This is a genomic window from Pseudonocardia ailaonensis (assembly GCF_039531635.1).
Classification (GTDB): Bacteria; Actinomycetota; Actinomycetes; order Mycobacteriales; family Pseudonocardiaceae; genus Pseudonocardia; species Pseudonocardia ailaonensis.
On sequence record NZ_BAAAQK010000001.1, the window covers coordinates 367669 to 392137 of the forward strand.

The 24469-nt window shown below is 72.0% G+C and carries 25 protein-coding genes and 2 pseudogenes; 11 read left to right on the forward strand and 16 right to left on the reverse strand.

What is annotated here, in order from left to right; genetic code table 11:
- Positions 1-160: 160 nt before the first annotated feature.
- The gene (locus ABD324_RS37090) at positions 161-517 is read left to right on the forward strand and encodes a transposase domain-containing protein (RefSeq protein ID WP_425565705.1); all 357 of its coding nucleotides are present in this window, start codon (positions 161-163) and stop codon (positions 515-517) included.
- A complete protein-coding gene (locus tag ABD324_RS01650) occupies positions 463-1824 on the forward strand; it encodes a transposase (protein ID WP_344411701.1) in 1362 nt (453 codons plus the stop codon). The genes ABD324_RS37090 and ABD324_RS01650 overlap by 55 nt, the downstream gene beginning before the upstream one ends.
- A gap of 399 nt (positions 1825-2223) precedes the next feature.
- Here ABD324_RS01650 and ABD324_RS01655 read toward each other — a convergent pair whose 3' ends face one another.
- The gene (locus ABD324_RS01655) at positions 2224-3306 is read right to left on the reverse strand and encodes an IS110 family RNA-guided transposase (RefSeq protein ID WP_344411702.1); all 1083 of its coding nucleotides are present in this window, start codon (positions 3304-3306) and stop codon (positions 2224-2226) included.
- 443 nt (positions 3307-3749) lie between these two features.
- On the opposite strand from ABD324_RS01655, the gene ABD324_RS01660 reads away from it, so the two are divergent.
- Positions 3750-3932 carry a YegP family protein gene (locus ABD324_RS01660; protein ID WP_344411703.1) on the forward strand — a complete coding sequence of 61 codons (183 nt, stop codon included), beginning with the start codon at positions 3750-3752 and terminating at the stop codon, positions 3930-3932.
- 82 nt (positions 3933-4014) lie between these two features.
- Here ABD324_RS01660 and ABD324_RS01665 read toward each other — a convergent pair whose 3' ends face one another.
- Together ABD324_RS01665 and ABD324_RS37465 are read right to left on the reverse strand one after the other, a co-directional pair.
- A complete protein-coding gene (locus tag ABD324_RS01665) occupies positions 4015-4752 on the reverse strand; it encodes a hypothetical protein (RefSeq protein WP_344411704.1) in 738 nt (245 codons plus the stop codon).
- 73 nt (positions 4753-4825) lie between these two features.
- Positions 4826-5885, reverse strand: a pseudogene (locus ABD324_RS37465) (carboxylate-amine ligase).
- A gap of 430 nt (positions 5886-6315) precedes the next feature.
- On the opposite strand from ABD324_RS37465, the gene ABD324_RS37100 reads away from it, so the two are divergent.
- Together ABD324_RS37100 and ABD324_RS01675 are read left to right on the forward strand one after the other, a co-directional pair.
- Positions 6316-7047: a GAF domain-containing protein gene (locus tag ABD324_RS37100; protein ID WP_425565703.1), complete on the forward strand. Its 732-nt coding sequence runs from the start codon at positions 6316-6318 to the stop codon at positions 7045-7047.
- Positions 6956-7575: pseudogene (locus ABD324_RS01675) on the forward strand (PP2C family protein-serine/threonine phosphatase). The gene ABD324_RS37100 and the pseudogene ABD324_RS01675 overlap by 92 nt, the downstream one beginning before the upstream one ends.
- Before the next feature lie 69 nt (positions 7576-7644).
- Here the strand turns inward: ABD324_RS01675 and ABD324_RS01680 are convergent.
- The 4 genes from ABD324_RS01680 to tatA all read right to left on the reverse strand — a co-directional run bounded on the left by ABD324_RS01680 (position 7645) and on the right by tatA (position 10384).
- Entirely contained in the window at positions 7645-8598 is a 954-nt protein-coding gene (locus ABD324_RS01680; protein ID WP_425565704.1) for a ferritin-like domain-containing protein, read from the reverse strand.
- 211 nt (positions 8599-8809) lie between these two features.
- The gene (gene tatC, locus ABD324_RS01685; protein WP_344411802.1) at positions 8810-9682 is read right to left on the reverse strand and encodes a twin-arginine translocase subunit TatC; all 873 of its coding nucleotides are present in this window, start codon (positions 9680-9682) and stop codon (positions 8810-8812) included.
- Between the two features lie 64 nt (positions 9683-9746).
- Positions 9747-10142 carry a twin-arginine translocase TatA/TatE family subunit gene (locus ABD324_RS01690; RefSeq protein WP_344411706.1) on the reverse strand — a complete coding sequence of 132 codons (396 nt, stop codon included), beginning with the start codon at positions 10140-10142 and terminating at the stop codon, positions 9747-9749.
- An 8-nt stretch (positions 10143-10150) separates the two neighbouring features.
- Positions 10151-10384, reverse strand: coding sequence for a Sec-independent protein translocase subunit TatA (tatA, locus tag ABD324_RS01695; RefSeq protein WP_344411707.1), 234 nt, complete (start codon positions 10382-10384; stop codon positions 10151-10153).
- Positions 10385-10686: 302 nt separating this feature from the next.
- On the opposite strand from tatA, the gene ABD324_RS01700 reads away from it, so the two are divergent.
- Positions 10687-11025: a phosphatase PAP2 family protein gene (locus ABD324_RS01700; RefSeq protein WP_344411708.1), complete on the forward strand. Its 339-nt coding sequence runs from the start codon at positions 10687-10689 to the stop codon at positions 11023-11025.
- 2 nt (positions 11026-11027) lie between these two features.
- Here ABD324_RS01700 and ABD324_RS01705 read toward each other — a convergent pair whose 3' ends face one another.
- Genes ABD324_RS01705 through ABD324_RS01715 form a run of 3 tightly spaced genes read right to left on the reverse strand, consistent with a single transcriptional unit; the run spans position 11028 to position 15177 of the window.
- Positions 11028-11633: a class F sortase gene (locus tag ABD324_RS01705; RefSeq protein WP_344411709.1), complete on the reverse strand. Its 606-nt coding sequence runs from the start codon at positions 11631-11633 to the stop codon at positions 11028-11030.
- On the reverse strand, positions 11630-12484 hold the full coding sequence (locus ABD324_RS01710; RefSeq protein ID WP_344411710.1) for a DUF4397 domain-containing protein: 855 nt from the start codon (positions 12482-12484) through the stop codon (positions 11630-11632). Before ABD324_RS01710 ends, ABD324_RS01705 begins: the two co-directional genes overlap by 4 nt.
- Positions 12481-15177 (reverse strand): ABC transporter ATP-binding protein, encoded by a 2697-nt coding sequence (locus ABD324_RS01715; protein WP_344411711.1) that lies wholly within the window; start codon positions 15175-15177, stop codon positions 12481-12483. The genes ABD324_RS01710 and ABD324_RS01715 overlap by 4 nt, the downstream gene beginning before the upstream one ends.
- A gap of 583 nt (positions 15178-15760) precedes the next feature.
- On the opposite strand from ABD324_RS01715, the gene ABD324_RS01720 reads away from it, so the two are divergent.
- Complete coding sequence (locus ABD324_RS01720; protein ID WP_344411712.1) at positions 15761-16810, forward strand: AI-2E family transporter; 1050 nt, start codon at positions 15761-15763, stop codon at positions 16808-16810.
- A gap of 204 nt (positions 16811-17014) precedes the next feature.
- Here ABD324_RS01720 and ABD324_RS01725 read toward each other — a convergent pair whose 3' ends face one another.
- The 4 genes from ABD324_RS01725 to ABD324_RS01740 are packed head-to-tail and all read right to left on the reverse strand — an operon-like array spanning position 17015 to position 20562.
- Positions 17015-17674, reverse strand: coding sequence for an HAD family hydrolase (locus tag ABD324_RS01725; protein WP_344411713.1), 660 nt, complete (start codon positions 17672-17674; stop codon positions 17015-17017).
- Between the two features lie 16 nt (positions 17675-17690).
- Entirely contained in the window at positions 17691-19511 is a 1821-nt protein-coding gene (locus ABD324_RS01730; protein WP_344411803.1) for a thiamine pyrophosphate-requiring protein, read from the reverse strand.
- On the reverse strand, positions 19511-20116 hold the full coding sequence (locus ABD324_RS01735; protein WP_344411714.1) for an NAD(P)H-dependent oxidoreductase: 606 nt from the start codon (positions 20114-20116) through the stop codon (positions 19511-19513). The genes ABD324_RS01730 and ABD324_RS01735 overlap by 1 nt, the downstream gene beginning before the upstream one ends.
- Before the next feature lie 41 nt (positions 20117-20157).
- Positions 20158-20562 (reverse strand): DoxX family protein, encoded by a 405-nt coding sequence (locus ABD324_RS01740; RefSeq protein WP_344411715.1) that lies wholly within the window; start codon positions 20560-20562, stop codon positions 20158-20160.
- Positions 20563-20649: 87 nt separating this feature from the next.
- On the opposite strand from ABD324_RS01740, the gene ABD324_RS01745 reads away from it, so the two are divergent.
- The 4 genes from ABD324_RS01745 (at position 20650) to ABD324_RS01760 (ending at position 22742) form a co-directional block, all read left to right on the forward strand.
- Entirely contained in the window at positions 20650-21660 is a 1011-nt protein-coding gene (locus tag ABD324_RS01745; RefSeq protein ID WP_344411716.1) for a TIGR03557 family F420-dependent LLM class oxidoreductase, read from the forward strand.
- Positions 21657-21980, forward strand: coding sequence for a PASTA domain-containing protein (locus ABD324_RS01750; RefSeq protein WP_344411717.1), 324 nt, complete (start codon positions 21657-21659; stop codon positions 21978-21980). The genes ABD324_RS01745 and ABD324_RS01750 overlap by 4 nt, the downstream gene beginning before the upstream one ends.
- A complete protein-coding gene (locus tag ABD324_RS01755; protein ID WP_344411718.1) occupies positions 21977-22135 on the forward strand; it encodes a hypothetical protein in 159 nt (52 codons plus the stop codon). Before ABD324_RS01750 ends, ABD324_RS01755 begins: the two co-directional genes overlap by 4 nt.
- Positions 22136-22199: 64 nt before the next feature.
- A complete protein-coding gene (locus ABD324_RS01760; RefSeq protein WP_344411719.1) occupies positions 22200-22742 on the forward strand; it encodes a type 1 glutamine amidotransferase domain-containing protein in 543 nt (180 codons plus the stop codon).
- A 10-nt stretch (positions 22743-22752) separates the two neighbouring features.
- Here ABD324_RS01760 and ABD324_RS01765 read toward each other — a convergent pair whose 3' ends face one another.
- Both ABD324_RS01765 and ABD324_RS01770 read right to left on the reverse strand, forming a co-directional pair.
- Positions 22753-23250 carry a DUF6328 family protein gene (locus ABD324_RS01765; RefSeq protein WP_344411720.1) on the reverse strand — a complete coding sequence of 166 codons (498 nt, stop codon included), beginning with the start codon at positions 23248-23250 and terminating at the stop codon, positions 22753-22755.
- A 218-nt stretch (positions 23251-23468) separates the two neighbouring features.
- Positions 23469-24338, reverse strand: a complete 870-nt coding sequence (locus ABD324_RS01770; protein WP_344411721.1) for a SigB/SigF/SigG family RNA polymerase sigma factor — start codon at positions 24336-24338, stop codon at positions 23469-23471.
- Between the last annotated feature and the right edge of the window lie 131 nt (positions 24339-24469).

Genomic DNA, 24469 nt, shown 5'->3' on the forward strand with positions numbered 1-24469 from the left:
CACGGCAGGCACCAAATGGGCGACGGGACCCCTGGTAGGGCGGTCAGACCCATCACAGTCTGTCCACTCACGACCAGAGGTCCCGTTGCCCGCTCAGTCTGTCACGGCCGCGAGGCCGTCCGCGTCCGCCGCCGGAGTGCTCGCCGAGACATCCCGCGGGGTGTTCGCCCCAGGTCATCTCGGTGAGCTGACCCGCTATCTACCTGTCGAGCTCGTCGACGACGTCCTGGCCCGCACCCACACACTGCAGAAGCGTCTACGCCTGCTTCCCTCGCGCTGCGGGGTGTACTTCGTGCTGGCACTGGCCTGTTCCCCGACCTGGGCTACCCGGGTCTGGGCGAAGCTCTGCGGCCGACTCCCCGACATCGGTCGCGATGGCTCGCCTCGCCCGCGGGTGGCGGCGGTGTCGGAGAAGGCGCTACGCGATTTGCGGCGCGCCGGATCGGGCCGGCACCCCTGGCGATGTTGTTCGACATCGTCGCCGGCCCGCTGGCCCAACCCCGCACACCCGGGGTGACCTTCGCCGGGATGCGCACGGTCGCCTTCGACGGCCTGAACTCGTTGAAGATCCCCGACAGCGACCGCAACCGGTCCTGGATCGGCCGCATCTACTACCGCCTCGCCTATGCCGGCTACCCGACCCTGCGGATCTTGTGTCTGGTCGAGACCGGCACCCGTGGCCTGCTCGGTGCGGTCATCGGCGGTGCCCTGGGCACCCACGGCGACCGCGCTGAATCCCTGCTCGCGACCCGGCTGCTCGACCGTCTCGACGCCGGGATGTTGCTGCTCGCCGACCGCGCCTACGACTCCGCCCCGCTGATGACAGCGATCACTGCGACCGGAGCGAAGTTGCTGATCCGCGGCAGCGCCACCCGCAAACCGCCAGTGCTGCAGATCCTTTCCGACGGCTCCTACCTGTCGGTGCTCGCCGGGCTCCCGGTCCGCATCATCGAAGCCCACATCACCGTCCGCGGCGCCGACGGCGCGCAGATGAGCGAGCTCTACCGGCTGGTCACGACCCTGCACGACCCACACCGCTTCCCTGCCGAGGCCCTGACCCGGCTCTACCACGAACGCTGGGAGATCGAGACCGCGTTCTACGCGCTGCGCCACACCATGCTCGACGCGCACGTCCTGCGCTCCCACGACCGACCCGGGGTCGAGCAGGAAGTCTGGGCGCTGCTGACGGTCTATCAGCTGCTGCGCACCGCGATGGTCGACGCCGTGGAGACCGATCCCTCTCTCGATCCGGACCGGGCCAGCTTCACCACCGCCCTGCACGCAGCCCACGACAGCATCATCACCACCCACGCCACGAGCGAAGGGCTCCTCGGTCGGCTCGAGCGGACGGTTCTGACCACGCTGCTCCCGCCTCGCCGGATGCGCTACAGCAACCGGACGCTGAAGAGCCCACGCTCGCGGCTCCGTGTCCGCGACGAGGTCCGGCCCCGGGTCTCGACCTCGATCCTCGGGATCGGCATCACCGTTGCCGCCCCGCCCGCTGTCGACCAGCACCACACACCTGAGTCGAAACCCGCCGCCACAGCCAGGCGCTTCGCCTACCAGCGCCCACCTCGACCGCCGCGCCCACCGGCCACACTGACACGGCGTCAGCGCGTCGTCGAGATCCTCGCCTCCGATCTCGACCGCAGCTGGTCAGGCCCTGAGCTCGCGGACAAGCTCGGCGACATCCCGCACCACAACATGCGCACCCAGCTGGCCGAATGGACCCGGCTCGGGTTCCTGCACCCCACCGGGCCCGGGCTCTACACCCTGCCCGGCCCGTTCCTACGAATGGCTCTTGATCTGGGGAGAAGCACTTAACTTCGCGGCATTGGTCGCCGTTGGCGATGCGCAGCGAAGCGGAGCACCCTTGACCGGGAGGTCGGCCGTGCTGATATGTAGGCCCGTCCTGTCAAGAGGCATGGCGAAGCAGCGCCCGTCACCGTCGACTGGCGACGGGCGCCACTCCGCCAGAGTCCGGGGTTCGTGCTGGTTAGAGCGGTGTGCGTGTCTTCTCGACGCGCATCATCAGTCTGATATTCGCGGGCTGGTCACCGCAGGACGGCTGGTTCGGCTGAAGCGATGTCACCGCTCTAAGCGCGAGCGTCACCGCCGCGAGGAATCCCCCGTGGTGGCTGCTCATAACACGGTCGTGCATCCGCTCCCAGGCGCTGCCACCAGCTCCGACCACCACAACCCCGGACGATCAAGGGGCGCGTCCTATTCGAGGACGGCCAGCGACCAGCACCAGCCGGCGAGCTCGCGGGCGATCGCGGTGTTGGCCACCACTGCCCGCTTGCGCCGAGCGTCGAACGCCTCCCAGCGAGCGTGTAGGCGCCGGTTGCCCTGCTCGGCCCGGCCTCGCGCCGCCGGTGGCGCGAGCTCCCAGCGCCACATCAGGAGCGCGGAGGTCCGATAAGGACGGCGGTGATGCCACGCCGCCTCGACCAGCAGCCGACGGGCGTAACCGTTGCCCGTCTTCGTGATCGCGCCCCGCGACTTCGTCGCCCCGCTGGAATACTCCGAGGGCACCAGCCCGACGAACGCCCCGATCGTCCGTCCCGAGAGCCGGTGCCAGTCCCCGATCTCCACCGCCAGCGCAAACGCCGTCAACGTCGACACCCCGCGCAGACACCCCAGCCGGCGCACCACCGGGGTCAGGTCGCAGTCCGCGGCCATCGCCTCGATCGCCTCGTCGAGCCGGTCCCGGCGCTCCCGCGCCGCCACGACGGCGCCGTAGGCCGACTCGAACGCCATCTGCGAATGCAGCATCGGCAACCGCTGCCGGCGCAGCCACTCGTCATGACGCGACGTCCACGCCGTCTTGTCCGGATAGACCAGCCCGTGGCGCAGCAACAACTTCCCCACCCGGTGCCGCGCCGACATCAGCTCGCGCCGCGCCGCCTCCCGCGAACGGGTCAGGTCCCGGCACGCCTCCAGCTCCCGGCTCGGGACCGCGACCTCGACGATCTCCGACAGGTGCAGCAGCCGGGCCAGGTGCCGGGCGTCGCGCACGTCGGTCTTGACCCGGTCCCCGGCCGGGCGCTGCAGCTTCGACGGCGCCGCGACCAGACACCGGATCCCGACGTCATCGAAGGCCCGCGCCAGCCCGAACCCGGTCGGTCCGGCCTCATAGGTCACGGCCACCGGGCCCGGCAGGCTCTGCACCCAGTCGATCACCGTCGCCGCATTCGGAGCCAGGTGCCGCTCGAACACCTCCCCGGTCTGCCCGTCGAGCCCACACGCCGCCACCGACCGGGCATGCACGTCCAGGCCCACACTCGTCCGCGCGTTGATCACCACGACCGACCTCCTCGTCGTCGACATCCCCGCCGCAGGACTACTCCCCACCCGGCCGGAGCGGTCTCCTCAGTCCTGGCCGTTGCTCCGCACCAGGCCACGAAGTCGTCGACGAGGAGCAGGTCAAGGTGCAGCGCCCGCAGCGCAGCGAGGACGAACGACCTTGACCTGCGACGAGCGACGACCACACTCACGACGCGGAGGAACACCACGCCTCATACCGTCTAAGCCACAGGGCCGACAGGCCTCGCCCGCAGGGCGACCGTGATCAGTCCACGGCCCGGCGCGGCCCTGAGCGCCACCCGTCACGTGCGGTTCATCGCTCCGGAACAGCACCTGACCAGCAGCCGTGACGTACCAGGCTTTCCGCTCCGGGCTGCCAGACTGCGCATTCGGCCTAATCTGCCGACGATCACTCAACGTCCTCTTCAGACAGGAGCGAGCAGATGGCGGGCAAATTCGAGATCTACCAGGACCGGGCCGGGAAGTACCGGTTCCGTCTCAAGGCCAGCAACGGCCAGATCGTCGCCTCCGGTGAGGCCTACGAGTCCAAGGCGAACGCAAAGAAGGGTGCGGAGTCCGTCCAGAACGCCGCGGCCGGGGCGACCATCATCGAGGTCGATTCCTGAGGGCACCCATCTCTGGGTTCGGCGGGCTCCGATATCGAGCGCGCCGAATCCGGGGCTTGACCCTGCTCGGGGTTCGCGATGCTCAGCCGATCGCGCCGACCGCGCGGGCGATGATGATCAGAGTGACCAGCAGGGCGGCCGTGGCCTGCGCGGCCATCAGCAGCTTCGCTCGGCTGCTCAGCGGCATCGTGTCCGTCGGGCTGAAGGCGCTGGAGTTCGTCACCGACACGTACAGGTAGTCGACGAACACCGGGACCCAGCCCGACCGGCCGGACGCCGTGGCCGCGACCTCGATCACCGAGTCGTCGTTCTCGTCCTGGGAGAAGCGCCAGTCGGCCGGGGTCAGGTCCCGCCGCCGGCGACGGGCCCGCGCGACCGGGCCGCCGCGATCGAGCTCCCAGTAGACCAGGGCGAACCCGATCACGTTGGTCGCCCAGACCTGCAGCCCCGCCACCAGCAGCCGGCCGGGATCCTCGGCCTGCCCGCCCACCAGGCCGACGACGAGCAGGACCAGCACGGTCAGGTTCGACAGCACCACCACCAGCGCGAGCCCCAGCGACAGCCACCGCGAGAGCCGCGACTCGTTCGTCACCCGTCGCGGGTCGGTGACCAGCAGCGCGACCAGCAGCACCGCCTCGAGGACCGGGATACCGAACCGCGGCCCGAGCTGCAGCGGATCGGGCAGGAGCGCGTAGAGGGCGATCGCGACGAGCACCGCGACTGTCGGGGGCAGGCGCGCCTCCGACCCACCCCCGCGCCGTGGTTCCCCGGCGGCGTGGGCAGGTGACCGCTCGTCGCGATCGGCTCCCGGCACGCTCATCCCTCCTCCGAGGACTCCCGTCTCCTTGTGCCCGGATGCGTGCGCGGCGAAACCGTGAGGGCCGGACCCGTCGTCACCGGACCGCGGCGTCCCGTACGACCGCACGCAGATCGCCGGTGCGGGCGAGAACGGCGCGTTGGCGTGCGGCACCGGTGCCCCGCCGGCGGGGCGCCGCGAGCAGGTCCCGCACCGCGCCCAGGTCGCCCAGGTCGGCGAGCACCGGGGCGAGATGGTCGACGAGTCCGTTCAGGACAGTGGTGACGGGCGCCGGCGCCCACGTCGCCGGGTTGATCAGCTCGCCGGCGAGCCCCCACTTGCTCGCCTGCCACTCCGCGAGCCGGAGCACCTCGGTGCGCACCGGCGCCGGGGGCATGCCGGCACGCCACTCCCGGACCGCGGTCTCGACGAGTGCCTGGGCCAGCACCGCCAGCAGGACGGCATCGTCGGGATCGCGGCACACGTCCGCCACCCGGATCTCGACGGTGGGGTGCGCGGCCGAGAGGCGGGCGTCGAAGTAGAGCATGCCCTCGTCGAGAAGGGTCGTGGTGCCGAGCATCGCCCGCGTCGTGGACCGGTACCCCTCCGCCGAGCCGGACGACTCGTAGGGCCCCGCCGGACGGCCACCGCTGCCAGGCCTGCGCGCGGTAGCTCGCGTAGCCGTTGTCCTGGCCGGCCCGGAACGGGGAGTTCGCCGAGACGGCGAGCAGCACGGCGAGCCACGGGCGGATCCGGTCCAGGACCGCGACCCCCTCCTCGTCGTCGACGACCTCGACGTGGACGTGGCAGCCACAGGTGAGCTGCTCCCGGCCGGTGATCCCGAAACGTTCCACCATCCGCCGCGCCCGCGGGATCGCGGACACCGTGGGCTCGGCCCGGAGCGGGTAGGTTCCGAGGGCGGCCACCACCGCGCCGGCGAGCCCGGAGACGTCCCGCGTCCGCTCCCGCGTCCAGCGCAGCTCCCCCGCGAGCTCGGTGAGCCCCGTGCAGGGCGGCGTTCCCGTCTCGAGCTGCTCGGCCTGCAGCTCGTGATCGCGTCCAAGCAGGCCGACGCCGACATCTCCGCCGCTCCCCACCCGCCGAGCAACTGTCACGTGGCCGGTCCGGGCGATGCTTCGTACGATGACGACGATCACGGCCCCAGACGTCAGGAGGTAGCCGGGTGGGGGTGCCCGACGGCTCCGACGGCGCGCCTGACCACGTGGTCCCTACACGACTCTCCGGGACCGCGACCGCGATCCTGACCGGCCCCGATCACGTCGTCACCACCGCCGACCCGGTCACCCGACGCTGGCTCGGCGACCAGGGCCTCCTCGGGCGCAGTGCCGTCGACGCCCTGCCAAAGGCGCTCGCGCTCCCGGACCTCCACGCGGTCCTCGACGACATCCGGTCCACCGGGCGATCCGTCCAACTGCCCGGCCCGCTCGTGGTGCGGTTCGACCGCGGCGGTGACGGCGTCCTGCGGGACCTCTTCCTCTCCGTCACCCTCACCCCTTTCCCCGGGCCGGAGGGCCGGCCGGACGGCATCCTCCTCGTCGCTCCGACTTCACCGCCGCCGAGACCGCGATGCGGCGCCGGGGCGCCCTCGCCGACCGGGAGCAGCTGCTCCTGTGCCTGGCCACCGCCGCCAACCAGGTCTCGGGCACCAAGGCGAAGCTCGTCGCGCTCGCCGACACCGCCGTCCCCGCGCTGTCCGACGTCTGCGCGATCAACCTCCTCGACGGACCGCTCGCCCCGGGCGTCACCCCGACCGCGCCCATCCCGACCTGGCGCATCACCGCCCCGACCTCGCCCGGAGTGATCGGCCCACCACCCGGACGGCCGTCACTCTGGACCGGCGGCGACCCCGCCAGCGCCGCCGTCGCCGCCGGGCGGACCGTCGTGTTCCACTACGACGCCGACCGGCCCCCGCCCTGGGCCGCGGCCGCCGGCGTCCACGGCGCCATCCGCGACGGACGCGTGCACTGCACCGCCATGGTCCCGGTGATCGTCGACGGTCTCGTCCACGCCGTCATGGCGTTCGGCGCCGGCCCGGGACGCGCCGCCTACGGCAACGACGACCTCGAACTGTTCGAGCTCATCGCCGACCAGACCGCGGGCCGCGATGCGCCAGGGCGACCTCTACGACACCGCCCGCAACACCGCCCTCACCCTGCAGCGCGCCATGCTCACTGCTCCGCCGCCCGTCGACGGCCTCGACATCGCCGTGCGCTACCGCCCCGCCGGACACGACGAGGTCGGCGGCGACTGGTACGACGCGTTCCCCCTCGACACCGGCGAGATCGGCCTGGTCGTTAGCGACATCGCCGGCCACGACCTCACCGCCGCCACCGTCATGGGCCAGGTGCGCAGCATGCTGCGCGGCTTCGCCATCCACGACGGCGGCCCTCCCGACCAGACCCTCACCGCTGTCGACCACGTCATCCGGACGCTGCAGCTCACCCTGCTCGCCACCTGCCTCTACGCCCGCGTCGACCCGCAGCCGACCGCCGAAGGGCACGCGGTGACCTGGTCCAACGCCGGGCACTCCGCACCCGTGATCCTCCACCCGGACGGCAGCACCACCGTCCTGGACAGTCCCCGGGACCCGGTGCTCGGGATCCCGTCGGCAGCACCTTGCTGATCTTCAGCGATGGGCTCTACGAGCGCCGCGGCATCGACCTCGACGAGGCCTTCGCCAGGCTGATCGACGAGATCGGCTCCGGCACCGCGCTCGACCTCCACGACCTCTGCGACGCACTGCTCGGCTCCGCCTCGCACGAGGACGACATCGCGCTGATCGCGGTGCGCAGCAAGACTTCTCCCCACGGGACGGCCACGAGCTGACCGAACGGCGCCCGGCCGGCGGCCCCCGCCCGTCCGGGACGAGGGCCGCCGGCATGGTCAGTCCCCGGGTCAGCCGTTGGCGTCGCTGGTGTTGACCGTGCCGTTCACCCCGGCCGGGAAGAACCCGCCCGAGGTCACCTTCGCCGGGTTCAGGTAGGCGATGTTGAGCACCTGACCGGGACTCCGCGAGAACGCGATGCCGTTCTTGTCGGTCGGGACGATGTTGGCCTGCCCCTTGGCGTCGACGATTCCCTGGTCGAGATCCGATTTGCCGTCGAGGGAGTCGCGGGCGCCGGAGATCTTGCCGGCCGGGTCCGCGAGGCCCTTCGCGAGCAGTACCGTCCGGACCAGGCCCGCGTGATAGGCCTCGACCGCGAGAATTCCCGCTGCCGCTTCGAGAAAGGTCTTGTTCGACACTAGCGGTGCCGCACCCTTGTACGCGGTGACGCCCACGTCCTCGAAGATGAAGGCACCGAGCAGGAAGTTGTCCTCACTGGAGAACGGGTCGAACTTCTCACCCTTCTTGATCACTCCGGCCGCGGTGGCGGCGGCGGTGAACGCGTCCTGCAGGTCGATCGCCGGGCGGGCCACCTTGGCGTCGCCCAGCGCCGAGCGCAGGAACGCCACATGGGCGCGCTCGTCGCCCGCGATCTCCTGGGCGTACTGCTTGCCGAGCTTCGTCTCGAACTTCACCTGGTGGCCGCCGGTCACCTTGCCGAGCTTTCCGGTGCCGTCGACCTGCGAGTCGTCGAGCCCCTTGCCCGTCACGGCGCGCAAGTAGAACTCCGCCTCGAGGTACTCGAGGTTCAGCGCGAAGCTCAGCACGGCCGCGTCCGACGGGCCCTGTGCCGGTGCCATGGGCGACTCGTGGGCGGACGCCACCCCGGCACCGAGCACGCTCAGGCCGGCGACGCCGACCCCGGTCATCCCGGCGGCGCGCAGGAACCGCCGGCGGTCGACCGGATTCTCGGAACTGCGGTCGATGGCGTCCTTCACGAACGCCTTGTTGAATCCCTCGAACACATTCTCTCCAGGACTTTATGCGCCCTGGCCGGCGCCCCCCGGCCCTGACTGTGGGAACGGACCGTCACACCGTAGCCGACGTTCACGCAAAAATGTGAATTTGCATCCCGCCGTTTTCCGGCACTCCGATGAAACGACCACAGGGAAAAGCCGAAAGGCGGCGATGCCATTTCGGCAGATCAGGGAAGGCGACGGCCAGAGCCGGATGGGGTCAGGTGACGTCGTCGGTACGGGTCTCCGTCGGGGTCGGGGTGATGCCGCTCGGGGAGGTGTCGATCGGCGAGGGCGCGTCGGGGTCCCAGGCGTCCCAGCCCTCGAGCGCCCTGACCCGGGCCGTGCGCCGGTCGTGGAGCCGGGCGAGCTGGATCGAGCCCTCGAAGAGCACCGTGAGCGCACCGGCGAGCGCCGTCATCGAGATCGGGTCCTGCCCCGGGGTGGCGATAGCCGCGAACACGAACAGCCCGAAGACCAGCCCGCGCCGCGCCTTGCGCAGCGCCGCGTAAGAGACCAGGCCGATCCGGTTGAGCATCACCACCAGCAACGGCAGCTCGAAGCTCACGCCGAAGATCAGCAGCAACGCGATGACGAAGGAGAAGTAGGAGTCGCCGGTCAGCGCCGTGGTCTGGACCTCGCTGCCGATGGTGAGCAGGAACGCCAGGCCCTGGGACACGACGAGGTAGGCCAGCACCGCACCACCGGCGAAGAGCACCACCGCCACCGACACGAAGGTCAGGGCGAAGCGGCGTTCGTGGCGGTGCAGCGCGGGGGTGATGAAGGCCCACAGCTGGTAGAGCCAGACCGGGCTGGCCAGGACGACCCCGGCGGTCCCTCCGACCTTGAGCCGCAACAGGAATTGGTCGAACGGGCCGGTACCCAGCAGGGTGCAGGATCCGTTGGCGGTGACCACGGCCCGGGAGCCGGCGGGCAGCGAGCAGTAGGGCTCCTTGAGCAGCACCCCGAGGCTCGGCGCACCGAAGAAGCCGACCTCGAACCAGATGTAGCCCACGATCGTCGTGATCACGACGGCCACCGCGGCGACGGCGAGCCGGTTCCGCAGCTCGTAAAGGTGGTCGATCAGGCTCATCGTCCCGTCGGGCCCACCGCGCCGGGACGCCCGGGACAGGGCGGGAAGCTTCAGGGCCACGGTCTTACCGTCCCGGCTCGGACGAGGAGGGGGTCGGGACCGGGGATTCGGGGCCGGCGGGCTCCGGCGGCACGGGGGCGGTGTCCGGCAGGACGGCCGAGACCGGCTTGACCCGTTCGGGCTCGGACAGCAGATGCGTCATCAGTGCGGCGCGGGGGCTCCGGAGCGACCGCAGCTCCTGCAGCGGGGCGCGGAGGTCCGCGAGGGGCTTGCGGAGCTCGTCGAGCTCCGGGCCGACCTCCTTGCGGATCTGCTCGTTCGCCCCCGCGGCGAAGTCCTTGGCCTTACGGATGTTCCGGGCGAGCCACGAGGCGGCACCCGGTAGCCGCTCCGGACCGAGGATGAACAACCCGGCCAGCACGATCACGACGATCTCGCCCCATCCGACGCTCTCGAACACCTGCCGGCCTAGTCGTGGCGGATCGGGGTGGGGGTCGGCGCCGGGAGGGGAACCGGCTCCGCCGCCGGCACCTCGCCGTCACCGGGGACGGCCGCGTCGTCCTTGAGCCCCTTGATCTCGCCCTTGAACACGCGGGCGGACTGGCCCACGGAACGGGCCAGGTCGGGAAGCTTCTTGGCCCCGAAGAGCAGGACGACGACGCCGAGCACGATCAACCAGTGCGTGGGGCTGAGTGAACCCATGGAGCATGACCTCTTCCGTCGCGGGGAGTCGCCGCAGATGCGGACGCCTCCCCTGCCGAGACGTTCGTGGGGAACGGGGCGATCAGTTCATGACCGACCGCTGCAGGCGGTGAGACGGCGATACCCGCCGCCCGACGGGCGGGATCGAACCGGGGGCAGCGGTCCGGACGAACGCCGAGCGCTGCTCCGGCAGCGCATGGTCGCGCCGTGCGACGACGCCCCTCGACGTCCGGCGCGACCACGTCCCGGCGTGACCTCGGCCCTGCGGGTCGTCAGTCACCGACCTCGGCGGCACCCTGGGGATGGCGGTCCTCACCGTTGTGACCGCCGTCGTCCTGCCGATGCGCCGGCACGCCCGGCAGGCGGTCGTCGTCGTGGTCGCCGGAGCCGGAGCCGGGCTGCTGGTCGCCGGCCTCAAAGGCCTCTACGCACGTCAGCGCCCGCACGTGGCCACCCAGCTCGTCCTCGAGACCAACGCCTCCCTGCCCTCCGGGCACGCCCTGAGCTCACTCGTCGTAGTCGGCATCGTGGCCGCGGTTCTCGTACACCACCTGCCCGGGCTGCGGGCCGTGGTGATCGCCGTCGCGGCCCCGGCGGACGGGCGTCGGGCCGGTGCCCACCGCCCGGTGCGAGACCGGTGACGTCACCCGAGCGTCCAGCCGGACTCCCCGGCCGGCACCGCGTCGACGATGACGTTGTCGAGGTAGCTGCCGGCCTTCCGGTCGAACGCCCCGCCGCAGGTCACGAGCCGCAGCTCCGGGCCGGGTGTCGGGGCATAGACGAGATCGGTCGGGAAGGCGGTCTTGGCCGCGCGGCTCTGGCCGTCGACCGTGAAGGCCACCGTGCTGCCGTCCCGGCGGACGACCTCGACGAGGTCACCGGACCGCAGGTCGCGGAGCCGGAAGAACACGCCCGGGCCGGCCTTCGAGTCGACGTGCGCCGCGAGCAGCGCCGGGCCGGCGTCACCCGGCGCGGGCCCGGCGGTGAACCACCCGGTGACCGCGGTGCTGTCCGGCGGGACGAGCGCTCCCGTGCCGTCGACGCCGATCCCGACGACGGCGGAGTCCACCCCGATCCCAGGAATCCGCACCCTCAGCGGCGCATGGCCCGGGTCCGCGGCCGGGGCGGGAGACACAGCCGGCAGCGGAGCCGCGGCCACCGGGGCGGGGGCGGGTTCGGCGCCGGCGGCGCACCCGGCCGCCGCGAACCCCACGATCCCGAGCACGAGGACGACCAGGGCCCGTCTCATCGCACGCGGCGCCGGATCCGGAGCGCGATGCCGGCACCCGCCCCGGCGACCGCCAGGACGGCGAGCGGGACGACCGGGCCGGGGGACGACGGGGCGGTGCCACCGAGCCCGGTCTCGACCCCTCCGACGGGGGCGTCGCCGACGCCGAGCGCGTCCGTCTCGACCTTGGCCTCGAGGCCGCCTGGGCCCTGGACGACGAGGACGCTGTAGACGCCGCCGTCGTCGAAGCGCACCGACGCCTGCACCGGAGCTCCCGCGGACGGGGCCAGGCCGAGGGTGCCGCTGCCGGTCGGCACGTCGACGTATCCGGTCGCGGTCCCGAACGCGACGCTGCCGAGCACCGGCGCGGCGTTCCAGGTCACGGCGACCGCCCCGGCGGACTGGGCGCCCTGGACCACCCGGACGCGGGCAGAGTGGGCCGGCGGCCGGGTCAGGTCGTCGGCGAGGAGCCGGACGGACAGGCCGGAGCGTGGCCCGAGGGCGGCCGCGGTGTAGGCGCCGCCCGCGCCGGCGTCGAGGGTGCCGGACACGATCGGCGGGCTGTCCGGGTTGCCCGTGGGCCGCATCTGGATCGTGTACGTGCCCGGTTCGATGCGCCGGTAGGACGACACGTTGCCGTAGCCGACCCCGTCGAGCTGCAGCGTCTGCCCGGTGAAGGAGGTGACGGAGATGTCGACGGCGGGGGTGTCCGGCGAGAGGTGAGCCAGCCGCAGGTAGGTCCCGGTGGCGGCTTCGGCCGGTGCCGCGGCGAGGACCGCCCCCAGGGCGGCGGTCAGGACCAGCAGGGCGCCGGTGAGGATCCTTCGCATCGTGTGCCTCGTCTCCGGGGTGGTCGTGCTCGTGGTGGTCATCGGCCGAGCAGCTCGGCCGGGATCGGGACCGCCCAGCTCAGGACGGTGGTGGCGCCGGTGGTGGCGGTGGCCGCGGCGAACGGCGCCTGCTGCGCCCTGATCCAGCCCAGGGCCGCGGCGTCGAGGCCGGCGAGCTCCACCCGATGCCGGGGCAGAGCCGGGTCCTCACCGGGCGTCGCCGGGAAGAAGTCGATGCGGATCGGGCCACGGCCGGCGAGCCCGGCGAGGACCGCGAGCGCCCGCGGATCCACGCGACCCGCCTGCAGGTCGTCCCGGGCGGCCGGGCTCGCCACGACGTTCGGGTTGGCGACCAGCTGGCCCCCGGCGGCGGCGCGGGCGGCGAGCTCCGGCCCGGTCGTGACCGGCGCGGAGGCCGGCCTGCTCACGGTGAGCGCCCCGTCCCCGTCTCCGAAGCGGACCACCGGCTCGCCGGCCGCCGCCTGCCCCTGGGTGACGACGAGCGCTCCGCCCGCCGCGAGCCGTTGCGCCGCAACGCCGTTCCGGATGAGCTCCGCGCGGACGTCGGGGGGCGCGTCGACGGCGGTGGCGACGTCGGTCTCGCTGTTGATCCAGGTGGCGAGCGCCTGGTCGGCCGAAACCGCGGTGCCGCCCGTCCACTGCTGCGGGAAGAGCACCAGGAGCAGGCCGAGCACCGCTGTGGTCGCGACCGCCGCCAGGGCCAGGCCCCGGCGGCGCACGATCGTCAGGCGCCGCCGTGGGGCCGGGGTGGGTCGCGCCGCGGCGGCGTCGACGACCGGGTCGGCAGCGTCGGCGGGGGTGGTCGGGACGGTCGGGCGCCGCTCCGGCTCGGGTGAGGACGGCTCGGGCGGCTCGGTCTCCCCCGCGCTCGCCGAGGCGCCCGTCGGCGACTCGTGGAGGCGGTACAGCTGGGCGTAGCCGGGGCTGGCCGCCAGCAGATGGCTGTGGGTGCCCGCCGCGCTGACGCGGCCGTCCTCCAGGAACAGGATCCGGTCCGCGTCGGTCACAGTGAGCAGGTTGTGCGAGATGACGATGGTGGTGCGGCCGGACATCAGGCGCGTCAACGGTTCCATGACGCGGCGGGTGGACTCCGCGTCCAGGCCGGTGGTGGGTTCGTCGAGCAGCAGGACCGGGGCGTCCCGGATCATCGCCCGCGCGATGGCGAGGCGTTGCCGCTGCCCTCCGGAGAGCAGCCGGCCGCGCTGGCCGATCCTCGTGTCGTAGCCCTCGGGCAGGCCCCTGATGTAGGCGTCGGCGTCCGCCGCCCGGGCCGCGGCGACGATCTCCTCCTCGGTCGCGTCGGGGCGGCCCCAGAGGATGTTCTCGCGCACCGTCCCGTCGAACACGAGGGTCTCCTGCAACACCGTCGCGACGTTGCGGCGCAGGTCCTCCGACCGCAGCTCGCGCAGGTCGCACCCGTCGAGGGTGATGGAGCCGGAGGTCGGGTCGTAGAAGCGCAGCAGCAGCTTCGCGAGCGTCGACTTCCCGGCGCCGCTGGCGCCGACGATCGCGACCTTCTGCCCCGGCCGCACGGTGAGGTCGACGTCCGAGAGCGCCGGCGCGGTCGTCGACGGATAGCGGAAGCCGACCCCGTGGATCTCCACCAGACCGCTCGCACGGCCGAGCCGGACCGGGTTCGCGGGCTCCGCGACGGCACTCTCCGTGTCGAGGATCTCGATCACCCGCTCCGCGCTCGCACTGGCGGCGAAGATCGTGTTGGTGAGCTGCCCGAGGCTCTGGATCGGGCCGTAGAGCTGGGTCAGGTACGCGACGAACACAAGCAGCCCGCCGATGGTGATCCGGTTCTGGGCCAGCTCGTAGACGGCGAGCGCCATCACGAGCAGCACCCCGACGACCTCGAGGATCTCGGTGATCGGGCCGAACATCGACTGCAGCCGGGTGGCGCGCATCTGCGCGGTGAAGCTTCCGGTGTTCTCCCGGTCGAACCGGGCTTCCTCCGCCGCCTGGCGGTCGTAGGCCCGGACGAGGGCGGCGTTGCCGAAGCTCTCCTCGGCGACCGTGGTGATCGAGCCGGCCCGGCGGCGCTTCTCCCGTGCCGCGTCCTTGATCCGCCGGGAGAACGACCGCGCCACCAGGAGGAACGCCGGCGCGGCGATCAGCGACGCGAGCGCCAGCTGCCAGTTCAGGTAGAACAGCGCCGCGGTAAAGAACAGCAGCTGGAACCCGTAGGTCAGGGCCTCGGAGACCCCGGACAGCACGAGCTGCTCGATGGCCGCGACGTCACCCGTCAGCCGGGACAGCACGTCGCCCAGCTGGCGGCGCTCGAAGAACTCCGACGACAGCCGGTGCAGGTGCGCGAAGAGCCGGCGCCGGAGATTCAGGACGAATCGTTCACCGACCCACGTGGACAGATACTGGTCGTAGAAGGAGACGATTCCCTCGGCGAAACTGACGAGCAGATAGATCCCGGCGACCACGAAGAACAGACGGTAGTCGTGCGGTATCAGGACGTCGTCGACGAGAATCTTGAACAGATAGATCGTGACGGCGCTCAGCGCGGGCGCCAGGGCGACGAAAACGAGGCTCAGCCAGATGCGTCCACGAAACGACCGGGTATCGGGCCAGAACCGCCGGAAGATCATTCGCACGCCGACCGGTGGCGCGTCCTCCAGCAGGTTGGCCGCGATCAGCAGCCTGGTGACGGACGACTCGCCGGACGCCGGTACAGGCGGCCTGACCTGTGTGGTCGTCATGCCGGCCCCCTCTCCTCCCGGACCGCCGGAGCGGCCCCGCGCCTGTCGCGCGGGGCCGCCCAGCAGGCTGTCGACCTACCAGCAGTGCTTCTTCTCGGGCCGGCAGTCGTCCTTCTTCTCCCAGCGCCAGTCCTTCTTCCCCGGCTTCCAGCCCCACTTGTTGGTCTTCTTCTCGCATTTGCTCATGAATCAGAACCTTTCTCGTGGCGAGCGCCCACGTCGGCGCTCTGCAGGGTGCTTCGGGAGCCCGGGGCGCCGGGGTTCATTCCTTCTCCGATGACCACCCGTCCAGCGGAGCGTCTCGCCGGGCAAGAGATTCTTCCGGCAATCACATGAGGCTCCCCCACCAGCCGACAAGCATTTCAAACCCCCTTTCGCTCCGCCATTCGGTGGATTTCCGGCGCGGACGCTGCGAGCGCCGGGCAGGGGGCCAGTCGCGGGGAAGGGTGAACCGGACGAACCGGGTAGCCCGGCGGCGGAGCGGTCTGGCCTGCGGGCATCGGCCGCTCTCCGCTCCTGACCCCGGCGGAGCCACCCACGTCGCCGTCGCGCCGTGGCCCGTTCACGAGGAGCACAAAGAACAGTGACCAGGACCGTCCGCGCGCCCGATCCCCGGCCGACCGCGCCCCCACCGGCACCGGCACCGGCACCGGACGATGTCGGTCCGAGCGTGCCCCGGATCCTGCGGGTCAGCGGTGCGATCGCCTGGCGGGTCCTCGCGGTCGCCGGCGCGCTGTACGTCCTGGGGCAGGTCGTGGCGTACCTCGCGGCCATCGTCGTGCCGGTGGCCATCGCGTTGCTCCTCGCCGCCCTCCTGTCGCCGGCCGTCGCCCTGCTCCAGACGCGGCGGGTCCCGCGCGGCGTCGCGACCGCGCTGGTGGTGGTCGCCGGGCTCGCGGCACTCGGCGCGATCCTGACCTTCGTCGTCATCACCTTCGTCCGCGGCGTCCCCGCCCTCGCCGCCCAGCTCAGCACCACCGTCGACTCGGTCGCCGGTTGGCTGGCCACCGGGCCCCTGAAGATCGGCCAGGACCAGCTCGCCGGGATCCAGCCGAATCCGTACGGGTCCGCCTACCCGCGTCACGAGGCCGACGGAAGAGACTGCGCCCCTCCCTCGGGCACGTCCCGTGACCCCGGTCAGCGCCCGACAGAGAGACCCGACAGCTACCGGGGCCCCAGGACCTGCCGGCCGACCGGCGCTGCGAGGTCGCGGGCTGTCCGGCAGAGCCTGGTCGACGAGATTGAACGCCGCGACGCGAGCGGGTTCCGCCGATGGCTCGACGCCGGGCCAGCGCGAACAGTGATCCCTGCCTGCACCTCACCAACGACCAGGGTTGACCGGCGGTCCTGCCTTCCGCAGTACCGTGGCCGGGTCGCTCCGGACATGGCGACTGCTCGTGGCCGCCCCGCCACGGCGTCCGCCCGACGTCCGGAGACATCGTTGACGACAGTACGTGAGCATCGGTCCCCAGGTGTGGCCGTCCCTGCGACCCTCGCCGACCTGGCCGAGCGGCGGAACCAGGCGAGGTCGTCGAGGGGAGGCAGCGGGTCGACCCGACGGCTGGGCGCCCGAATGACGGGTCGAGGCCTGCGCCGCGCCGCCGGCCCCGGCCTGGGGCCCGGGTGTTGGTGAGGGTGTCGCCGGCCCGCTCGAACAGGCCGCCTGCGAGTAGCTCGCCCGCGGGGCCGTCGACTCGTTGTACTTCACCGGTCGCCCGGCCAGATCGTCGAGCAGCCGGATCACGGGATCCGGTCGGGGGGCGGGTCGGTTCCCTGCGCGGCGCGCGAGGGTCACACCGGGTATACCCGTCGTCGCGCCGCCGATGCTTCCGGCGGGTCAGCCCTGCAGACCCAGGACGAGCGCCTCGTGCAGCTCCGGGATCGACTCGTAGACTGCGCGCGCGCCCGCGGTGCGGAGCTCGTCGGCCGAGAAGCCGCCCGTGCGCAGCCCGTAGCCCGGCCACCCGACCCGGCCGGCCGCCTCGAAGTCCCACACCGAGTCGCCGATCATCACCGCCCGGTGCCCGCCGACACGGTCGAGCGCCGCCCCCAGCAGGTCGGGCTCCGGCTTGGTCCGGTTGACGTCGTCGCTGGTCGTCCACGCGTTCGCCAGTTCCCGGCCGTCGAACAGGCCCAGATAGACCTCGACGTGCTCCGGTGCGCCCGAGCTCGCGAGCACCACCTTCGGCCCGGCCTCGCGGATCCCGGCGAGGAGCTCGCGGACCCCGCCGAAGGCGCGGATCTCGCGGAGATGGGGTTCGAACTCCTCGGCCCACGCCGCGCGGACGTCGTCGCCGTGCTCGTCCTCGAACCGGGCTCCCGCCACGGCGGGGACGAGCTGGTCGCCGCCCATGCCGATCGCCCGGTGCAGCTGCCAGACCGGCAGCACCACTTCGAACCGCAGGAAGGCCCGATACCAGCTCAGGGCGTGCTGGTAGTTGGTGTCGACCAGGGTGCCGTCGACGTCCAGGACCACGGTGTCGATGTGCTCGGCCATGTCCGACGGGTACCCGCTACCCGTCGCCCAATCTCCGGCGGACCGCCCGTGTCGCCGCGCCGACGGTGAACCGGAAGCCTTCCTTGAGAAGGTCGGGCAGGGCCTCGTCGCCCCGCAGCTGCGATCGCAGGGCCTTGGTGAGCTGCTCGATCGTGACGTGGGGCGGGATGATCGGGACGTGGGGGTCGACGACGGCGTCGATCACGAATGGCCGGTCCGCGGCCAGCGCGGCGTCCCAGACGGCGCCGATGTCGTCGGGCCGCTCGAGGCGGCGGCCGTCGAGGCCGAGCAGCCGGGCGTAGTCGGCGTAGGGGACGTCCGGGAGGCCCTGGATGTTCGGGTCCGGCCGGTCCCCGAGCTCGGAGCGGACCTCCCAGGTCTCGAACGCCAGGTCCCGGTTGTTCAGGACGAGCACGACCAGCCGCGGGTCCGTCCAGGTTCGCCAGTACGTGGCGACGGTCACGAGCTCGGTGAGCCCGTTCATCTGCATCGCGCCGTCCCCGATCAGGGCGACCGCGAGCCGGTCGGGGTGCGCGGTCTTCGCGGCGAGCACGTACGGCATCGCGCCGCCCATGCTCAGCAGCGTCCCGGACAGCGACGCGAGCTGTCCGGGCCGCAGCGCGAGATCGCGGGCGAACCAGCAGGTGGCGGTGCCGCAGTCGACGGCGAGCATGGCGTCGTCGGGGAGCCGGTCCGACAGCGCGGCCACCACGGCCTCGGGGTTCACCGGATCGGCCTCGGCAGCCACCCGCTCCGCCGAGTACTCCTCCCACGCCTGGTTCCAGCCCGCGATGCGGTCGCGCCAGGCCGTGTCGGGTTTCGCGTGCAGCAGGGGCAGCAGCGCCGCGAGGGTGGCGCGGGAGTCGCCGGTGAGGTTGATCTCGGTCGGATAGCGCAGGCCGTTGTTCGCGCCGTCGATGTCGATCTGCACCGCCCGGGCCGCGCCCGGCTTCGGGTAGAACTCGCCGTACGGCATGGTCGTGCCGACCAGCAGCAGCGTGTCGCACTCCTGCATGAGGTCCCAGCTCGGGCGGGCGCCGAGCAGCCCGATGGCGCCGGTCACCCACGGCAGGCGGTCGTCGAGAACCGTCTTGCCGAGCAGCGCCTTCGCCGCGCCCGCCCCGAGGCGGTCCGCGACCGCCGTCAGCTCCGCGGTGGCGTGCAGGGCGCCAGCGCCAGCGAGGATCGCCACCCGCTCCCCCGCGTTCAGCACCGCGGCGGCCCCGTCGAGATCAGCCGCGGACGGGACCTGCGGAGTGGTGCTGGGGACCGACGAGGTGTGCACATAGCCGTGGGCGAACGGCGGCTCGGTCACCGGCTCGGCCTGCTGCACGTCACTGGGCAGGATCAGCGCGGTGACGGTGCGCCGGCTCAACGCGATCCGGCACGCGCGGTCCACGGCATGGTTGACCTGCGACGGATCGGTGACCTGCAGCGTCCACTCGGCCACGTCGGCGTAGAGCGCCGCGGCGTCGATCTCCTGGTAGTAGCCGGTGCCGAGGACCGTGCTCGCCGACTGCCCGACCAGCGCCACGACCGGGATGTGGTCCATCTTCGCGTCGTACAGGCCGTTGAGCGCATGCACCGCACCCGGGCCCGACGTGACGACGCAGCAGCCGATCGGGCTGCCGCCGTACTTGACGTCCGCGCAGGCGGCGAACGCCGCCGTCTCCTCGTGCCGGACCTGCACCAGCTCGGCCTCGCCCTCGGCCACGGCCCGGCTGATCCCGGCGACCATGCCGCCGATGCCGTCGCCGGGGTAGCCGTAGAAGCGGCGCACACCCCAGCGTGCGAGGCGCTGCGCGATGTGCTCGCCTACCGTGCGGGGCTTCTCCATCACGACCGCCCGGGGTACTTCTTCTCGCCGAGAAGCCGGGCGAGGTGGGCGGCGTTCGCCGCGAGGGTTGCGGTGGTGGCGGCGACGGGATCGGGGGTGCGGTCGAGGTCCTTGTAGTCGACGCCCTGCATGGCCTCGCCGTTCCAGTACACCGACCCCTGCGCCGGGACGGTGAATCCGGCGTCGTTGAGCCCCTGGAAGACATCGGCCACGATCTTGTGGGCCCCGTCCTCGTTCCCGACGACCGCCACGACGGCCACCTTGCCGAAGGTCAGCGGCCGGCTCTGGTCGTCGGTCTCGGAGAGCTCGGCGTCGATCCGCTCCAGGACCCGCTGGGCCACGCTGCTCGGGTGCCCCATCCAGGTCGGGGTGGCCAGGAGGAGGATGTCCGCGGCCAGCAGCCGGCGCCGGATCGCGGGCCACTCGTCGCCGGGCCCCATGTCCGCCTCGACACCGGGCTTGACGTCGTGGTCCACGACGCGGACCGAGTCCCCGGTGACGTCTTGCTTCCCCAGCGCCGCCAGGACCTCGTCGATCATCTTCTGGGTGCTCGACTCGGCGGGCGAGGGGCTCAGCGTGCAGTTCAACGCCAGTGCGGTCAGCATTCCGCTCCGATACCCGCCCCCGGTTGCAGCAAACGAGGGCCTCAGCGCTTCCGGCGCAGCAGCCCACCGGCGTGCAGGGCGGCTGCCCACATCAGCGGCTCCACGAGCAGCCGCACGAGCCGCTTGCGATCGGAGTCCAGGCCCAAGCCGTCCCGCTTGTGGACGTATTGGGAGATGTTGCCCGGGAACACCGCCACCAGGAACGCCGTGAGCAGGCCCGCCATCCGCCGACGCTCCTTCGGCAGGGCTACCAGGCCCAGACCCAGCGCGATCTCCACGGCGCCGGACAGCAGCACGGTGTCGTCGGCGTCGATCGGCACCCAGTCCGGCACCTGGGCCGTGAACTCCTCGCGGGCGAAGGTCAGGTGCGAGATCCCGGCGAAGGCCATGGCCGTTCCCGCTCCGAACCGGGCCAGCTCCTCACCGCGGGTGGGCCTGTCACCCACGCGTTCCTCCAGATGTCGACAATGGATCTCGCCAAATACCCGTCCAGTCCCTCGTTCACACCGGCCACTGTCCGGGTAGCCGACCGTATGACCTCCTTCGGCTACACGCTGATGACCGAGCAGCGCGGACCGCGGGACCTCGTGGCCGACGCGGTCGGGGCGGAGCGCGCGGGCTTCGACTTCGCCGTGATGAGCGACCACTACTTCCCCTGGCTCGACGAGATGGGCCACGCCCCCTACGCCTGGAGCGTGCTCGGCGCGGTTGCCACGGCCACCGAACACATCCCGCTGATGACCTACGTGACCTGCCCGATCCTGCGCTACCACCCCGCTGTCGTCGCCCAGAAGGCCGCGACGGTCGCGCTGCTGTCCGAGGGCCGGTTCACCCTCGGGCTGGGGTCCGGCGAGAACCTCAACGAGCACGTCGTCGGGCGCGGGTGGCCGAGCGCCGACGTCCGCCAGGACATGCTCGACGAGGCGGTCACGATCATCCGCCGGCTCCTCGGCGGCGGGTACGTCACCCACGAGGGGCCGCACTACCGCGTCGACTCCGCCAAGCTCTGGGACCTCCCCGACGACGGCGTTCCCCTGGCCGTCGCCGTGTCCGGCGCGCAGTCCGTCGACCGCTATGCCCCCGTGGCCGACGCGATGGTCGCCGTCGAACCCGATCCCGGTCTCGTGGAACGGTGGGACGCCGCCGCGGGCGCAGAGCTGCCGAAGATCGGCCAGCTACCCACCAGCTGGGGTCCCGACGCCGACGCGGCCACCGACCGCGCCCACTCCCTGTTCCGCTGGTTCGGTGGTGGTTGGAAGGTCAACGCCGAGCTCCCCGGGCCGGCCGGCTTCGACGCCGCCACGCAGTTCGTCCGCCGCGAGGACGTCGCCGCGGCGATCCCCTGCGGCCCGGACGTCTCGGCCCACGTCGATGCCGTCCGGCCCTTCGTCGACGCCGGGTTCACGCACGTCGCACTCGTCGAGATCGGCGGGGAGATGCAGCCGGACTATCTCGACTTCGCCCGCACGACACTGCTCCCCGCGCTGCGCGAGGAGTACGGGCAGCCCAAGGACTCCGCGATCACCGTGCGGCGGTCCTCTTGAGCGCCACCATGGTGCCCGCCCTGGTGGGGCTCACGGGCCCCGAGGCGGTCGCGCTCGGGCTGGAGTCCGGTGTGGTCGTCGTCAGCGACATCGGGGACCCCGCCGACGTCTCCGCGCTCGTCGTCGACCAGGAACCGAAGGCCGGCTTCGACATCGAGCCCGGCGGCAGGGTACGGGTGACGTTCGGGCGCTCGGGCCCCGAGGATCCCGTCGACCCGCAACCCCTCACCCCCGCCGACGAGGCGCCCGGTGAGGTCCATCCACACGACAAGCCCGACGCGCTCCGGCTCGTCGACGACCGCGAAGGAGAACCCGCATGACCGGACGTCCCGACCCCCACGACACCGAAGGAACCGTCGACCGCCTCGAGGAGAAGATCTTCGGCCACACGATCGACCAGACCCGCGACGAGGACGCCGAGCAGACGCCCGAAGACACCCCCGACGGCGAACCGAAGCCCGAACCGACCGACTGAGCCCGGGGCCCCGCCCGGCGGCTCCGAACCCGCAACGAACCGAACGACCGACAGGAGCACCACCATGGGAACCCTCGACGGCAAGCGCGTCGCCATCCTCGCCACCGACGGCGTCGAGGAGGTGGAACTGACCCAGCCCCGCCAGGCCGTGATCGACGCCGGCGCGGCGGTGGAGATCGTCTCCCTCGACACCGCCGCCATCCGGTCCATGAACTCCGACATCGCGCCCAGCGCGGCCTACCCGGTGGATCGGGCCGCCGCAGACGCCAACGCGGCCGACTACGACGCTCTCATCCTGCCGGGCGGCACCGTCAACGCCGACCGCCTCCGCCTCGACGACGACGCCCGCAAGCTGGTCAGCGACATGATGTCCGCCGGCAAGCCCGTGGCGGCGATCTGCCACGCCCCGTGGACCCTCGTCGAGGCCGACCTGGTCAAGGGCCGCACGCTGACCTCGTTCCCCAGCCTGCGCACCGACATCCGCAACGCCGGCGGCAACGCGGTCGACCAGGAGGTCGTGATCGACGGCAACCTGGTCACCAGCCGCGACCCCGACGACCTCCCCGCCTTCTGCGCCGCGATCGTCCGGGAGTTCGCGGCCACCTGACCCCTGAGGCTCAGGCACCCTTCGACAGGCCACGGCGGATGCCGAGCGGCACCAGGAGCCACAGCACGACCAGCACCAGCAGGCCTGCACCCGCCGCGGCGTAGCCCGCCCAGCCGCCGAGCACGACGTCGAAGATCAGCCCGAGCACACCGAGCACGGCCAGGGCCAAGCTGCCCAGCCCCGCGACGGCGAACCGCTGGGCCGCCACGACCAGCTCCCGGCGGGCGTGCAGCCGGAACAGCATCCTGTGCAACAGCACCGGCGCGATCAGCAGTCCCGTTGCCAGCACCGACAGACACGCCGTAACCAGGTACAACGTCCGCTGGTGGGCGACCAGATCGGTGAACCTGCTCTGGAACGGCACGGTGAGCAGCAGCCCTGTCAGCAGCTGCACACCGGTCTGGGCCACCCGCAGCTCCTGCAGCAGGTCCGCCCAGTTGCGGTCCAGACGCTCGGTCTCGGTCTCCCCTGGCCGGGCCTCGGAGTTCCAGTCGGCGTCCGGTTCCACGAGCTCCTCCTGTGCATTGCCGACGCGACAGACGGGTACTGGACCAGAATGGCGGACAAGAAGCTGCGCCAGTACCGCGCGAAGCGGGACACCGCGATTTCCGGAACCCACTGGCGGACAGCCCGGTAAGCGGCCCGGTTCGTGATCCAGCGCCACGACGCCTCGGGCCTGCATTTGGATGTCCGCGCTGGACGCTCCCGGCTGAGCGAGATCCGGGATCAGGCCACCGCGGTGCGCAGCTGCTGGAGGGTGCGGGCCAGCAGCCGTGAGACGTGCATCTGCGAGATACCCAGCTCGGCGGCGATCTGCGACTGCGTCATCTCCTCGAAGAAGCGCAGCCGCAGGATGGCGCGCTCCCGCTCCGGTAGCGCTTCGATCAGCGGCTTGACCGACATGCTGTCGACCATCGCGTCGAACGCCCTCTCCGGGAAGCCGATGGTCTCGGCGGCCGACCGGCCGTCCTCACGTTCGGTGTCGGCGTCCAGTGACGTGGCGCTGTGGTCGAGCTGCGCGGTGAGCGCCTCCACCACCTCACCGACCTCGACACCGAGGTGGGCGGCCAGCTCGCTCGGGCGCGGGGCCCGGTCCAGGCGGGCCGTCAGTTCACCGGTGGCCCGGTTGATCGCGACGCTGAGGTCCTTCAGGCGCCGTGGCACCCGCATCGCCCACGACTTGTCGCGGAACCAGCGCAGGATCTCGCCGCGGATGCACGGGATCAGGTACGACAGCGGGTCGCCGTCGGCCTTGAGCCGCTCCGGGGAGAACCTGTCCAGCGCGGTGATCAACCCCACCATCCCGACCTGCACCAGGTCGGGCTCGACGTCGCGGAACCGGCCCGCGTGGCGGCGGGCGAGGTGCCGGGTCAGCGGCTCGTAACCGAGGATCAGCTCCTCGCGCAGCCAGTCGCGCTCCGAGCCCGGCCCGGCGAGCGCTGTGTAGCGCAACAGCAGCGGGATGAGGTGCTCGTACTCCGCGGACCTGGCCTGCGGTTTGTCGGCCGTCGGTGGCGGGGCGGGCACGTCGGCGAGAGCCGTGCGGCAGGACGAGACCGGCGCCGGGTCGCCGGGGGACTCCAGGAGGGCGGTCACCTGCGGATGTTCCCGATCGACCGGATCGTCAAACGAGCGAAGCGGTCAGGACGCCCTGCCGAGCTGCTCCCCGAGCGCCTCCACCAACTGCGCCCGCGTCATCGACGAGCGGCCGCGGACCTCGTTGTCCC